Source organism: Actinokineospora sp. NPDC051303, from assembly GCF_055586285.1.
Genome location: NZ_JBVJIN010000004.1, coordinates 48,643 through 61,959 on the forward strand (window position 1 = coordinate 48,643; position 13,317 = coordinate 61,959).

The window sequence follows — 13,317 nt, forward strand, 5'->3', positions numbered from 1 at the left end:
CCTATGACCATCATCCAGTGGCCGCATTTGGCTCTCGCGTTGGACGGGGCCGGGTGGCATCCGGCGGCGTGGCGGGAGCCCGACGCGCGGCCGAGTGAGTTGTTCACCGCCGCGTACTGGGCGGACCTGGTGACCGCGGCCGACCGGGCCGGGCTGGACCTGGTCACCATCGAGGATTCGCTTGGCATCCAGACCACCTCGCGCGACGGCGAGCCCGACGACAGGGTGGACCAGGTGCGGGGACGGCTCGACTCGGTGCTGATCGCCGCGCGGGTCGGCCCGCTCACCCGCCGGATCGGGCTGCTGCCCACCGTGGTCACCACGCACACCGAGCCGTTCCACGCGTCCAAGGCCATCGCGACCCTGGACTACGTGACCGGCGGCCGGGCGGGCGTGCGGGTGCGGGTCGCGCCGAGCGCGGCCGACGCCCGGCTGTTCGGCAGGCGGGCCGCGCCCGACGACCTGGCCGAGTTGTTCGCGGAGGCGGGCGAGTACGTCGAGGTCATCCGCGCGCTGTGGGACAGCTGGGAGGACGACGCGGAGATCCGCGACACCGCCACCGGCCGCTTCATCGACCGCGACAAGCTGCACCACATCGACTTCCGGGGCCGCTTCTTCGCCGTCAAGGGCCCGTCGATCACGCCGCGCCCGCCGCAGGGGCAGCCGCTGGTGGCCGTGCTCAGCCACACCGAGCAGTCGCACCGGCTCGCGGGGGAGGTCGCCGACCTGGCTTTCGTCACACCGAGGGACGTCGGCGAGGCCGCGACGCTGGCCACGGCGGTGCGGTCTCCGCTGGTTTTCGCCGACCTGGTGGTGTTCCTCGATGACACCACCGCGGCGGCCGAGGCCCGCAAAGCCCGTTTGGACGAGGTGGCGGGCGCCGCCATCACCTCCGACGCCGCGATCTTCACCGGCACCCCGGACAACCTGGCCGCCCTCATCCTCGACTGGCACGCCGCCGGAATCGACGGCGTGCGCCTGCGTCCGGCCGCGATCCCGCACGACCTGACCGCGATCACCGAGGCGCTGGCCCCGCTGCGCCCCGCGGCCACCGGCGAGCCCGGCTCGCTGCGCGAACTCCTGGGCCTGCCCCGGCCCGCGAACCGGTATGCCCGCTCGGAGGGAGCCTGATGCCCCGCAAGCCGATCCACCTCGCCGCGCATTTCCCCGGCGTCAACAACACCACGGTCTGGAGCGACCCGGCGTCCGGCAGCCAGATCGAGTTCTCCTCGTTCACCCATTTCGCGCGCACGGCTGAGCGCGGCAAGCTCGACTTCCTTTTCCTGGCCGAGGGTCTGCGCCTGCGGGAGCAGAACGGGCGCCTGCACGACCTCGACGTCGTCGGCAGGCCGGACACCTTCACCGTGCTGGCGGCGCTGGCGGCGGTGACTGACCGGCTCGGTCTCGCGGGCACCATCAACTCCACGTTCAACGAGCCCTACGAGGTCGCCCGCCAGTTCGCCACCCTCGACCACCTCTCGGCGGGCCGCGCCGCGTGGAACGTCGTCACCTCCTGGGACGCCTTCACCGGCGAGAACTTCCGCCGCGGCGGGTTTTTGCCCGAGGACCAGCGCTACTCACGCGCCCGCGCTTTCCTCGACGCCGCAAGCACTTTGTTCGACTCCTGGCCCGCGGGGACGGTCTTGGCCGACAAGGAGAGCGGCGCCTTTTTGGCTTCCCCCAACGCTGGCGCGTTCTCGGTGACCGACGAGCACTTCGACATCTCTGGCCGCTTCGCCGTCCCACGTTCTCCCCAGGGTAGGCCGGTGATCTTCCAGGCGGGCGACTCCGACGAGGGCCGCGAGTTCGCCGCGGCCACCGCCGACGCCATCTTCAGCCGACACGCGACTTTGGAAGCGGGCCAAGCCTTCCACGCCGACGTGAAGTCCCGGCTGCCGCGCTACGGCCGCAGGCCCGACCAGTTGGTGGTGATGCCCGCCGCCACTTTCGTGCTGGGTGACACCGACGCCGAGGCTGCGGACCGGGCCTACGAGGTGCGACGCCAGCAGGTGAGCGGCGCGACGGCCTTGGTTTTGCTGGAACAGGTCTGGAACCGCGACCTGAGCGCTTATGACCCGGACGGGCCACTGCCCGACGTCGATCCGATCGTGGGGGAACCTGCTATCGCCCGGGGCCGGGCCAGCGTGCGCATGTACGGGGACCCGGTGGCGACTGTGCGGGGCTGGCGGGAACTGGCGGAGGCGAAGAACCTGTCGATCCGTGATTTGGCTATTGAGGTCACCGCGCGGCAAACGTTTGTGGGATCGCCGAAGACCGTGGCGGACACCATTGACGACCTTGTGCAACGGGACGCGGCGGACGGTTTCATCCTGGTCCCGCATATCGTGCCCGCAGGCTTGGACGAGTTCGTGGATAGTGTTGTGCCATTGCTACAGGAACGCGGCGCTTTCCGGACGGACTACACCGGGACGACACTGCGGGATCACTTGGGATTGGATTCCGTCGACTGAGCCGTTTCCACCCAACCGGCGGCTTGTCCAGATGGTCGAACTGGCCACGACGCTGACGATCACTGGGAGCTTGTCGGCGCCGCAGGCGCGGCCACCAGTGTCGGCGGGGTTTGCCGGAAGTGGTGAACCGGCATGGTGACCGCTACCCCGAGGACGCGCTGCCGTACTCCGATGATCTTTCGCCCAGGGTGCGCCGGGGCAAGCGCAACTCGCCGATGACGGGCGTGGTGGAGATCGATGGGAGGTCCTACGGTGAGATGTCGGCGACGACCCAGGACCCGTGGACGATGGAGGTCGCCAAGCGAGCCAGGCTGTTGAAGATCGAAAGGGATGCCGAGTTCGTGCTCAACCACGTCGAGATGAAAGCCGTCGTCATGATGGTCAAATCCGGCGGAAGGTCCGCGAAAGTCACGATCAATCACGCGCCTTGTGGGTCGGAACCGGGAATGGCAAAGGGGTGTCATTGGGTTCTTTCCGACTTTATTCCCTGTGGGTCTACGCTGACGGTGCTAGGAACGGACGCGGGTGGAAATCCCTTCAAGAGAGTCTATCAGGGTAAGGCGGTGTGATGAGCGTTATTATTGAGCTTCCATTCCTGCATGTTGACCGGATTCCCGCTGACGTCGACTTGGTGGCGGCGATTCGGCAGTTGAACGAGGACGGTGTTGAAATCCCCTGGATGTGGGCGGTCAGCGCGGGTTCTGTCGACTCGCCGGGTGGGGAGAGGACGTTGAAGGTGGGGGTGCACAACGAAATCGGTGCGTTGATGTGGGTGGACGAGTCTGCGCGGTTGGTGCCCGCGGAAGGGGGTAATGCCGCTTGGCAGACCTACCATCTGGCTGGACTGCACGACACGCCGGTGCCTCCGGGTGCGGAAGTTCATGTGGAAACTGTTTACGCGGCCCTTGCCGAGTTTATGGCGACCGGTGAGCGTCCCGCTTGTCTTCGGTGGAAGGGTGCCGCGGAAATCGAGTCGATGTTCGAGTGAGTATCTACCCTGGTCGCGTTCGTCGGCCTGGCGGCCCGGTTCAGCGCCCGGCGAAAGTGGCGATGTCTTCAAGGGCGTCCTCAGCCCTGCCGCCGAGGTTTGGGTCCTGGACGAGTGCTTGCAACCGCGGGACGACTCGGGTCTTGTCTAGTTCGCCGTGAATACGTGCCACATGCCCCAGACACGTTATGGCGACCGCCCGAACACCGGGGTCGGGGTGATCAAGGAGGGTGAGGCAGGTTTCCTGCACCCATCGCCAGTCCGGCGAATAGCACGCCAACCCCACAAGCGCCTTGGCGATCGCCTGTCCTTGGCCGGACTTAAGAACCGCTTGGAACTCCTCGGGGCTGATCGGCTCGGGTTCTGAGTACCTCATATCGGAGCAATGACGAGAACGCCGGAGCAGCGGCTGACTTGCGCGGTCATCTGGCCATCGACAAGCCGCGTGCCTGATCGATGTACTCCCTTTCCTCCAGTGAACCGGGGCTCAGTGGCCTTCCGCCGCGCTCAAGGACCACCACTGACGGGGCCAGGATGGCTCCGACCAGGCCGCGCAGCACCGGGTGGCCGCTGGAGAAATAGGTCGTGAACAGCTTCTTCACGAGGTTCTCGTACAGATCGATGTCGATCTCGTACATGTCCGACGCGATCGCCGTCAGACCGGTCGGAAGCCCCAGCGTCTCCGCGGCTTCTCGCAGAAAACGAACATAGAGGTCGCCCACTTGCAGCGAGGGGCTCCACACCGTGTCGTCGCCGATATCGAATACGTAGCTCATTCTGCCCACTTTACCAAGATGGTCACGTCTGGATGCTTGACCCGAAGGTCTGCGATCGCCTTCTCCACGGCGGCCCGGAACGCCGGGTCGGCCCCCGCCTTGGTGAACTCGATGCCGACCGGCGCCTGCTCGTAGCCCGCGATGTGCTGGCGCGCCTCGATGTACGACTCGATCTTTTTGGTGACCTGCTTGCTCACCCACTTGTCGACGTCGCCCGCGGTGGTCGCGGACTTCTCTTCCCACAGCACGCCGTCCTCGGGCCGGTCGATGTCCGTGATCGTCCGCGAGACATTGCCCGGCTCATCGATGGGGACATCGTGATCCACGCCGTCCCTGATGTAGTACTTGCCGTCACTGCCAAGGTTCGGGCGCCTCGGGTCGTCAAACGTGACACCCGGTGGCGGCTCGGCCGGGTTGTGCGGTTGAGGTTGCCCGCCCTCGCGGTCGCCCCCATGCCCGCCGCCGCGGCCTCCAGCGCTGCCCGACCTGCCGCGCTCGGCGATGCCTTGAGTGTTATCCAGGGCGCTCGTCACCCCGGTGGCGGGTTGCACAGGCTTGCCGCCGGGCTTGGCGGCGTTGCCGGGGCTGTCGCCACCGGGCTTCTTGTTGTGTAGGGCGAAGCGGATGAGGAGCGCGAGGATCGCGAGGAGTTTCGCCATGGTCGCCGCTATCCGTTGAGGAGTTTGGTGAGGTTGGTCAGGCTGGTGACCAGGGCCGTGGTGTAGGTGAGGATGCGTCCAGCCCACTTGACGACCGCGGCGACGATTTGGGCGGCGACCACCGGGATGGTGACCACGAAGATCGCTTCGGCCGCCCACACGATCACCCGTGCCACCAGGTCCGCGATCAGGTCCCGCACGATCTCGCGGGTCATCTCGACCAGGCCCCCGGCGCCCTCGGTGGCCGCGGACATCGCCGCGGAGATCGCCGCCAACCCGCCGATGGCCTCGACGTTGTGGGCCATCATCGCCTGGTAGGCCTCCGCTGCCCGACCGTTCCAGTCGGGCAGGTCCTCGGCCAGGCTGGCGCCCAGGTCGGTGGCCATGGCGTGCAACTCGGTGGCCATGTTGTTCCATGTCGCGGCGTGGGAGGCGACCACGTCGGGCATCCCGGTCAACTCGTCGAGCATCTCGCGCAGCGGGTCGAAGTACTCCATCGCCCAACCGAGCCCGTTGGCCAGCAACGCGCTGATCGGGTCCAGCGCCGACGCGGCGACCTCCACGGCCAATCCCGCCCCGGCCAACACGTCATCGACCCAGCCCTCGGACTTGATCGCGTCGACCAGCCCCTCGATGCTGTCCGCGAGCCCCGAGCCCGTCCACGCCTCCCGCGACGACTCAACCGGGGCCACCAACGAGCCGTCAGTCACAGCCCACCACCCGCCGAGCCGATCAACCCGGTGTTGGTGTCCTCCACCGCCGCGTACGCCTCAGCGCCAGCGCGCAACGACTCCGCGGCCAACGCCAGGTTCTCCTCCACGTACGCGATCAACTCGTCCTGCCGGGCGTGCTTGTCCTCCAACACACCGGAAATCCACCCGCACAACACCCCATAAGCCCGCTCGTCCCCCGCGATATGCGCACTGGCCGACCGCACCGCCCCGAACCGGGCCTTGATCGCGTCCAGGTTGCCCGCATGCGCCCGCATCTGCTCGACATCGACGTCGAACCCCTCAGCCACACTCACCACCGCCCCAGATCCGACCGCACGTCATAACCCTCGTCGTCCGCACCGTCAGCAGAGCCGCCAGAATCAGAAACGGGGCTGGAGAAGGGTTCCGGGGCTTGCCCGCCGCGCAACCGCCCGAAACTCTCCGCGATCGCCCGCCCCGCCGGAGACTCCGCGCCCACCGTCTCCGCCACGATCTCCTGCGACCGGTCCGCCACCCGACTCCGTGCCTCGCCCAGCGTGGCCATGATCGTCCCCGCGACCACGGACGGAGCCGCTCGCCCGATCCGATCGGTCAACCGCAAATCCACCAACGAGCCAGTCGAATCCACCGTGACCTCGACCAACCCGCCCGGATCACCCACCGTGACCCGCACTTCCCGCAACCGATCACTCATCGCCTGGGTGTCCGAGGCCAACTTGTCGATCCGCCCCTGCCACGCCGCCAAACGCTCACGGGCGCCCTCCGGATCAAGGATGTCCCCGCCCATGTCCCCCCGCTTCACCTCACGGTCTGCCCTGCGTCGAGCAGGGGGTGTAGCGGGCCAAGGACACCGCTGACAGCAAAACGCGGCAGGACGAAACGCGGGTTCGAGGCTCCCGAAACATCGAGATAGGTAGAGCTTCGGGCACGGTGCGCGAGGTGGATGAGTATGAGTTCGCGGGCCGGGCACTGAGGCGGTTCACGCCTTGGCCGATGACTGTCAGACGAAGATCAGATTCGCTTCGTGACGGCGTCGACAAGTTGTCGTCCGCTGGTGGGGTGGGCTCCGGTCGCGTTGTTTCGGGACAGCAGCGGCACCCTGGGGGGCGGGTGCGCGAATCCCGGCAGGGAAAACTGGGTCACCGCGCGGTGGCACCTGCCCGAGGCCGCTGACAACGCGCGTACCGCGCTTTACCCCTACTGCGATATCCAACCCGCGACTGCCCCGTGAGTCCGCGCCGACTTCGCGGTGAGGGTTACCTGGTGGTGCGGAGGTGGTGGATCAGGTGGCGGGCGTCGGCGCGGAGGGTGGGGCCGGTGGGGTTTTTGCTGTCGCGGAGGTGGGTGAGGGTGTGGGCTACTTCGACGCAGTCGGAGTTGACGCCGGAGTGGGTGGATTTCTTGTAGCGCAAGGGGGGCATGGAGGCTCCTGGAGGTGTGGAAGTCAGTGAAGGCCGCCTTCACCGCGTTGAACGTAGTGGAGGCGGCCTTCGCTGGGGAGCGGGCATTCGGGGGTTAGTGGGTGGTGCGGATGTGGTGGATCAGGCGGTGGGCGTCAGCGCGCAGCGCGGGGCCTGTGGGGTTTTTGCTGTCGCGTAGGTGGGTGAGGGTGTGCGCTACTTCGACGCAGTTGGAGTTGCCGCCGGAGCGGCTGGACTTCTTGTAGCGCAAGGGGTCGTGCTGCACTTCATCCTCCGATGAGCACTCGTTCGATCTCGGCTTCGAGCCTATCTTGCGTTGCCCGCACTGACAGAGCCAGACTGGTCAGTCTGCGCTTGGCCGCGATGTAGGGGGCGGTCTCCTCATCGAAGAGGAAGGTCGATGACTCGTGGTGCTCGACAAGCACTGCGGGTCCTGCTTGCTCGAACGTCATGAGGTACCAGCCGCCCATGGCCAGAGCGGTCGGTTGTTCGACTATCCGCACTTCGACGCCTTCTTGGCGGGACATGCGCACCAAGTGGCGTAGTTGGGTGGCGAAGGCTTCCCTGTCGCACAGTTGGTTGGACAGCGCAGCGAGTCCGATGAGCGCTGTGTAGTCGACGTGGCGGCGGGCAAGCAACTCTTGCCGCTGCCTGCGGGCGCCAAGACGGACATGGAGGGCGTTCTCCGGCACTCCCCACTCGCGCATGACCGCTTCGGCGTACTCCGGAGTCTGGAGTAGTCCGGGGATGATGCCAGGGCTCCAGTCGGTCATCCGGGTGGCCTCGTGTTCGTATGAGGCCAGTGCTCCTAGCTCAGTCGACACGCCTGCTGGTGGGCGGTCCCACCATCCCAGGGTCGACGGCTGCTTGGCGCGCGACACCAGTTCCTCCCGCTTCTCCAAGGGGAGGTCGTAGATGATGGCCAAGGCCATCACCGTTTCGGATGAAATATGCCGCTGGCCGCGCTCCAACCTGCTCAGCGTCGCCTCATGCATCTTCAACCTGCCGCCGACCTGCGACAAGCTGAGCCCAAGCCGCTCCCTGATGGCCCGCAGATCGGACCCCAGAGCCCGGTCTCTCGGGTTTCCTGGCCGGTGTTTTCCACCCATGTCGATGCACTCTCCCGTTTCGCGCTTTCTGTCACTGCGGACAAGGGCCTAGCTTTGGTCGCATCGGGCGGGCAACCCCGTAACACCAGAGCAAAGACTACCGGAAGGCGAAAACCTGTGATCAGCGATCTGCGAGCCGGACTGTGGCTGCGCATCGAGAAGGACTGCGACATCACCTACCAGATCTCCACCTTGGACGACGTGAGTTTCCTGCTCGGCGGATCTCGCGGCGAAGGGTTCGAGTTCGACTTCGACGCCGAGAGCCTACGGCGCTTCATCACGGTGGCCGAAGGCGCACTGCAAGAGTTGCAGGAAGAGAACGCCGAGCACGCCAAGGCGCGCCTGACCATCGCCACCTAACCGCGCGCGGCTTCCCGAACCACGGAAACCGCCAACGCGGTCAGTTCCGCCGGAAGGTTGGGCCGCGCGCTGAACCGTCGCGTGCGCGGAATGTCGTTGACGATGGTAAGCGCGCATTGCACCGCTATCCGCGCGGCGGATTCCGACAGCGCGGGGGTGAGTTCCCGCAGAAGGCGGACCCATTCGGCGACGTAACCGCGTTGCAGTCGCCGCAATTCCTTGCCGTCGCGTTCGGGAAGGTTGGCCAACTCGCTGGCATACACGGCGATCAAGTCGTCCGAGCGCAACACCGTGTCCACATAGGACCGAGCTAGGCGCCGCAAGGCGTCCTCGGGATCGGACGCGGCGGCAAGGGAATCCTCCAGCCCCAGGGTCAGGCGGTCGGCCATGCGGCGGCTCGCGGCCAGCAAAATATCCGTCTTGCTCGCGAAGTGCCGGTAGATGCTCGGGCCCGCGATGCCCGTCGCCGCGCCGATGTCCTCCATGCTCACCGCGTGGAACCCGCGCTCGCGGAACAGGCGGGTGGCGGCGGAGAGCAACTCCTCGCGGCGGGTCGGCTGCGCCTGCGCGCGGACCCGCCACGCGGGCGCGGCGCTCGGCTCGGGCAGCGGCGCGCGGACGACCGCCTCGCCGAGCCGGGCGAGCAGGGCGGCGAACTCGTCGCGGGGGAGGGTGGCGTGGTGGTCGCCGACGCTGCCGAACACGCTCAACGCCGCGAAGCACACCAGGTCGGCCTCGCCCGCGTCCAACTCCGGGCGCAAACCGCGCAAGCCGGTCAGCCACCGGCCCAGCAGCGCGCCCGCCCGCCGCCGGATCTCCTTCTGGTCGCCAGGGTGCAGGTGGCGGCCCTGCCAACGCCACAGCGCCGTCAACGCGCGCTGCTCGATCGATACCTCCGCCGCGGCCAGCAACAGGGGCCGCAGGCCGCGTTCCGGAGCGTCCTCGGTCGCGCACACCGCGTCGTGGACCCGCTCCGCGAGCTTGTCGACCCCGGTGAGCAGCACAAACCCCAGCACGTCCTGCTTGTTCTGGAAGTGCCGGTAGAGGGCGGGGCCGGTGATGCCCGCCGCCGCCGCGATGTCGTTGACGCCCACCGAGTGGTAGCCGTGCCTGCCGAACAGCTCGGCGGCGGCCTCGGCCAACTGCGCCTTGCGGTTGCGTGGTCTTCGAGGCCGACTTATCTCGGCGGTCACCCGGCGGCCTCCTCGCGGTCACTCGCAGTCCGTGAGACTGCCATAACAACCGTAAGGGAGACGCCAGGCGTTGACAACCAGCGGATTCGGGGCAAGATGTTAATGGCGATTAGCAGTACCATCTCACTTTGCGTAGCCCAGGAGAGGACCGGACGAGCGTGAGTACCGAAGCCTTCATCTATGAGGCGATCCGCACGCCGCGTGGCCGCGGCAAGAAGAACGGCTCGCTGCACGGGGTCAAGCCCATCTCGCTCGTCGTGGGGCTCATCCACGAGCTCACGGCCCGACACCCCGACCTCGACCCGGCCACGATCGACGACATCGTGCTGGGCGTGGTGTCCCCGGTCGGCGACCAGGGCTCGGTCATCCCGCGCAGCGCCGCCATCGCCGCGGGCCTGCCCGACTCGGTGGCCGGTCTGCAGATCGACCGGTTCTGCGCGTCCGGGCTGGAGGCGGTCAACACCGCCGCCGAGAAGGTCCGCTCCGGCTGGAACCGGCTCATGATCGCCGGTGGCGTCGAGTCCATGTCGCGGGTGCCGATGGGCTCCGACGGCGGCGCGTGGTTCAACGACCCGGAGACCAACTACGACTCCTACTTCGTCCCGCAGGGCATCAGCGCCGACCTGATCGCCACCACCGAGGGCTTCACCCGCGAGGACGTCGACACCTACGCCGTCGAGTCGCAGCGCCGCGCCGCCGCGGCCTGGTCGGCGGGGTACTTCGCCAAGTCGGTCGTGCCGGTGCGCGACCGCAACGGCGTCGTCCTGCTCGACCACGACGAGCACATGCGCCCGGAGTCCACTGTGGAGGGTCTGGGCAAGCTCAACCCGTCCTTCGCGGGCATCGGCGAGATGGGCGGCTTCGACGCGGTGGCGCTCCAGAAGTACCACTGGGTCGAGAAGATCGACCACGTGCACACGGCCGCGAACTCGTCCGGCATTGTCGACGGCGCGGCGCTTGTCCTGATCGGCAACGAGGCCGCGGGCAACGCCGCCGGGCTCACCCCGCGCGCCCGGATCGTCTCGGCCGCGGTGACCGGAGCCGAGCCGACCATCATGCTGACCGGGCCGACCCCGGCGGCGGAGAAGGCGCTCGCGTTGGCGGGTCTGACGCCGGAGGACATCGACGTCTGGGAGCTGAACGAGGCGTTCGCGGCGGTGGTGCTCAAGTTCATGAAGGACCTGCGCATCCCGCACGAGAAGATCAACGTCAACGGCGGCGCGATCGCCATGGGCCACCCGCTCGGCGCCACCGGCGCGATGATCACCGGCACCGTCGTGGACGAGCTGGAGCGGCGCGGCGCGCGGCGCGGCCTGGTCACCCTGTGCATCGGCGGCGGCATGGGCGTCGCGACCATCATCGAGCGAGTCTGAGCCGGAGAGACTGACCTGACATGAGTGAGAACATGATCAACTGGGCTGCCGACTCGGACGGCATCGTCACCCTGACGATGGACGACCCCGGCCAGTCCGCCAACACGATGAACGACACCTTCCGCGCGTCGCTGGCGGCCACCGTCGACCGGCTCGAAGCGGAGAAGGACAGCATCACCGGGGTCGTCATCGCCTCCGCCAAGAAGACCTTCTTCGCGGGCGGCGACCTCAACCAGCTCATCAAGGCCGCCCCCGAGGACGCGGCGGCGATGACCGAGTCCGTCGACGGGGTCAAGGCGAACCTGCGCCGACTGGAGACGCTGGGCAAGCCGGTGGTCGCGGCGATCAACGGCGCCGCGCTCGGCGGCGGCTACGAGATCGCCCTCGCCACCCACCACCGCGTCGCCCTCGACGTCAAGGGCAGCGAGATCGGCCTGCCCGAGGTCACCCTCGGCCTGCTGCCCGGCGCGGGCGGCGTGACCCGCACCGTGCGGCTGCTCGGCATCCAGGGCGCGCTGCTCAACGTGCTGCTCCAGGGCCAGCGGCACAAGCCGGCGAAGGCGAAGGAACTGGGCCTGGTGGACGAGCTGGTCTCGACCCCGGAGGAGCTGCTGGCGGCGGCGAAGGCGTGGATCAAGGCCAACCCGGAGGCGCAGCAGCCCTGGGACGTCAAGGGCTACAAGATCCCCGGCGGCACCCCGTCTACCCCGGCGTTCGCGGCGAACCTGCCCGCGTTCCCGGCGAACCTGCGCAAGCAGCTCAAGGGCGCGCCGATGCCCGCCCCGCGCAACATCCTGGCCGCCGCGGTCGAGGGCGCGCAGGTCGACTTCGACACCGCCGCCAAGATCGAGACGCAGTACTTCGTGAACCTGGCGGTCGGCCAGGTCGCGAAGAACATGACCACGGCGTTCTTCTTCCACCTCCAGGCCATCAACAAGGGCAACAGCCGCCCGGCTGGCCAGCCCCAGTACACCGCCCGCAAGGTCGCGGTGCTCGGCGCGGGCATGATGGGCGCGGGCATCGCCTACTCCAGCGCCCGGGCGGGCATCGACGTCGTGCTCAAGGACGTCACCATCGAGGCCGCCGAGAAGGGCAAGGCGTACTCGGAGAAGATCCTCGCCAAGGCCGTCTCCCGGGGCAAGCTCACCCAGGACAAGGCCGACGAGGTGCTGGCGCGCATCACCCCGACCGCCGACCCGGCCGACGTCGCTGGTGTGGACCTGGTCGTGGAGGCCGTGTTCGAGAGCCCGGAGCTGAAGAAGAAGGTCTTCGGGGAGATCGAAGACCTGGTGGCGCCGGACGCGCTGCTCGGGTCCAACACCTCGACGCTGCCGATCACCCAGCTCGCCGAAGGGGTGAAGCGGCAGGAGGACTTCATCGGCCTGCACTTCTTCTCCCCGGTCGACAAGATGCCGCTGCTGGAGATCGTCGTCGGCGAGAAGACCAGCGACGTCGCGCTGGCCAAGGCGTTCGACTACGCGCTGCAAATCAAGAAGACCCCGATCGTGGTCAACGACAGCCGCGGGTTCTTCACCAGCCGGGTCATCGGCACGTTCATGAACGAGGCCGTGGCGATGGTCGGCGAAGGCGCGCACCCGGCGTCGGTCGAGCAGGCGGGCGCGCAGGCAGGCTACCCGGCTCCGCCGCTGCAACTGCTGGACGAGCTGACCCTCACCCTGCCCCGCAAGATCCGCGACGAGACCAAGGCCGCCATCGAGGCCGCGGGCGGCGTCTGGCCGACGCACCCGGCCGAAGGCGTGCTCGACCGGCTCATCGATGAGTTCGACCGCAAGGGCCGCTCGTCGGGGGCCGGGTTCTACGAGTACGACGACGAGGGCAAGCGCACCGGGCTGTGGCCGGGGCTCAAGGACGCGTTCGGGTCGGGGTCGGCGGACATCCCGTTCGTGGACATGCAGGAGCGGATGCTGTTCGCCGAGGCGCTGGAAACCGTCAAGTGCTTTGACGAAGGCGTGCTGCGGACCGTGCCGGACGCCAACATCGGCTCCATCTTCGGCATCGGGTTCCCGCCCTGGACCGGTGGCGTGATCCAGTACATCAACGGCTACCCGGGCGGGCTCGCGGGCTTCGTCGCACGGTCGCGGGAACTGGCCGCGCGCTATGGCGAGCGGTTCACCCCGCCCGCGTCCCTGGTCGAGAAGGCCGAGAAGGGCGAGGTCTTCGAGTAACCCCGACGGCCCGACCACCCGGCACACGGCCGCCCGTCGCTCCGGCGACGGGCGGCCGTTGCCGTTGG

The 13,317-nt window shown here is 68.0% G+C and carries 17 protein-coding genes; 7 read left to right on the forward strand and 10 right to left on the reverse strand.

Translation table 11 applies throughout. The features are described 5' to 3' along the window. Positions 1 to 3: 3 nt before the first annotated feature. From ACZ6SD_RS04650 to ACZ6SD_RS04665, 4 genes are all read left to right on the forward strand, one after another. Positions 4 to 1,131: an LLM class flavin-dependent oxidoreductase gene (locus tag ACZ6SD_RS04650; RefSeq protein ID WP_465315527.1), complete on the forward strand. Its 1,128-nt coding sequence runs from the start codon at positions 4 to 6 to the stop codon at positions 1,129 to 1,131. Beyond that, entirely contained in the window at positions 1,131 to 2,471 is a 1,341-nt protein-coding gene (locus ACZ6SD_RS04655) for an NtaA/DmoA family FMN-dependent monooxygenase (protein ID WP_465315528.1), read from the forward strand. Before ACZ6SD_RS04650 ends, ACZ6SD_RS04655 begins: the two co-directional genes overlap by 1 nt. Positions 2,472 to 2,590: 119 nt before the next feature. After that, a complete protein-coding gene (locus ACZ6SD_RS04660; RefSeq protein ID WP_465315529.1) occupies positions 2,591 to 3,040 on the forward strand; it encodes a DddA-like double-stranded DNA deaminase toxin in 450 nt (149 codons plus the stop codon). Then, the gene (locus ACZ6SD_RS04665; RefSeq protein ID WP_465315530.1) at positions 3,040 to 3,459 is read left to right on the forward strand and encodes an Imm1 family immunity protein; all 420 of its coding nucleotides are present in this window, start codon (positions 3,040 to 3,042) and stop codon (positions 3,457 to 3,459) included. Before ACZ6SD_RS04660 ends, ACZ6SD_RS04665 begins: the two co-directional genes overlap by 1 nt. Positions 3,460 to 3,499: 40 nt before the next feature. On the opposite strand, the gene ACZ6SD_RS04670 is transcribed toward ACZ6SD_RS04665, so the two are convergent. From ACZ6SD_RS04670 to ACZ6SD_RS04710, 9 genes are all read right to left on the reverse strand, one after another. Further along, a complete protein-coding gene (locus ACZ6SD_RS04670; protein ID WP_465315531.1) occupies positions 3,500 to 3,835 on the reverse strand; it encodes a hypothetical protein in 336 nt (111 codons plus the stop codon). Positions 3,836 to 3,881: 46 nt separating this feature from the next. After that, positions 3,882 to 4,235, reverse strand: a complete 354-nt coding sequence (locus ACZ6SD_RS04675; protein WP_465315532.1) for a DUF6086 family protein — start codon at positions 4,233 to 4,235, stop codon at positions 3,882 to 3,884. After that, positions 4,232 to 4,894 (reverse strand): hypothetical protein, encoded by a 663-nt coding sequence (locus ACZ6SD_RS04680; RefSeq protein ID WP_465315533.1) that lies wholly within the window; start codon positions 4,892 to 4,894, stop codon positions 4,232 to 4,234. The genes ACZ6SD_RS04675 and ACZ6SD_RS04680 overlap by 4 nt, the downstream gene beginning before the upstream one ends. A gap of 8 nt (positions 4,895 to 4,902) precedes the next feature. Beyond that, entirely contained in the window at positions 4,903 to 5,604 is a 702-nt protein-coding gene (locus ACZ6SD_RS04685; RefSeq protein ID WP_465315534.1) for a WXG100 family type VII secretion target, read from the reverse strand. After that, complete coding sequence (locus ACZ6SD_RS04690; protein ID WP_465315535.1) at positions 5,601 to 5,915, reverse strand: type VII secretion target; 315 nt, start codon at positions 5,913 to 5,915, stop codon at positions 5,601 to 5,603. Before ACZ6SD_RS04690 ends, ACZ6SD_RS04685 begins: the two co-directional genes overlap by 4 nt. A gap of 2 nt (positions 5,916 to 5,917) precedes the next feature. Beyond that, a complete protein-coding gene (locus tag ACZ6SD_RS04695; RefSeq protein ID WP_465315536.1) occupies positions 5,918 to 6,394 on the reverse strand; it encodes a YbaB/EbfC family nucleoid-associated protein in 477 nt (158 codons plus the stop codon). 469 nt (positions 6,395 to 6,863) lie between these two features. Then, complete coding sequence (locus tag ACZ6SD_RS04700) at positions 6,864 to 7,028, reverse strand: DUF397 domain-containing protein (RefSeq protein ID WP_465315537.1); 165 nt, start codon at positions 7,026 to 7,028, stop codon at positions 6,864 to 6,866. 94 nt (positions 7,029 to 7,122) lie between these two features. Continuing rightward, complete coding sequence (locus tag ACZ6SD_RS04705; protein WP_465315538.1) at positions 7,123 to 7,293, reverse strand: DUF397 domain-containing protein; 171 nt, start codon at positions 7,291 to 7,293, stop codon at positions 7,123 to 7,125. Position 7,294: 1 nt separating this feature from the next. Beyond that, positions 7,295 to 8,137, reverse strand: coding sequence for a helix-turn-helix domain-containing protein (locus ACZ6SD_RS04710; RefSeq protein ID WP_465315539.1), 843 nt, complete (start codon positions 8,135 to 8,137; stop codon positions 7,295 to 7,297). 117 nt (positions 8,138 to 8,254) lie between these two features. Between ACZ6SD_RS04710 and ACZ6SD_RS04715 the strand changes: the two genes are divergently transcribed. Next, positions 8,255 to 8,497, forward strand: coding sequence for a hypothetical protein (locus ACZ6SD_RS04715; RefSeq protein WP_465315540.1), 243 nt, complete (start codon positions 8,255 to 8,257; stop codon positions 8,495 to 8,497). Here the strand turns inward: ACZ6SD_RS04715 and ACZ6SD_RS04720 are convergent. Next, entirely contained in the window at positions 8,494 to 9,690 is a 1,197-nt protein-coding gene (locus ACZ6SD_RS04720) for a TetR/AcrR family transcriptional regulator (RefSeq protein WP_465315541.1), read from the reverse strand. The genes ACZ6SD_RS04715 and ACZ6SD_RS04720 overlap by 4 nt on opposite strands. A 158-nt stretch (positions 9,691 to 9,848) precedes the next feature. Between ACZ6SD_RS04720 and ACZ6SD_RS04725 the strand changes: the two genes are divergently transcribed. Further along, on the forward strand, positions 9,849 to 11,063 hold the full coding sequence (locus ACZ6SD_RS04725) for an acetyl-CoA C-acetyltransferase (RefSeq protein ID WP_465315542.1): 1,215 nt from the start codon (positions 9,849 to 9,851) through the stop codon (positions 11,061 to 11,063). Between the two features lie 20 nt (positions 11,064 to 11,083). Continuing rightward, on the forward strand, positions 11,084 to 13,249 hold the full coding sequence (locus tag ACZ6SD_RS04730) for a 3-hydroxyacyl-CoA dehydrogenase NAD-binding domain-containing protein (RefSeq protein ID WP_465315543.1): 2,166 nt from the start codon (positions 11,084 to 11,086) through the stop codon (positions 13,247 to 13,249). Positions 13,250 to 13,317: the final 68 nt, after the last annotated feature.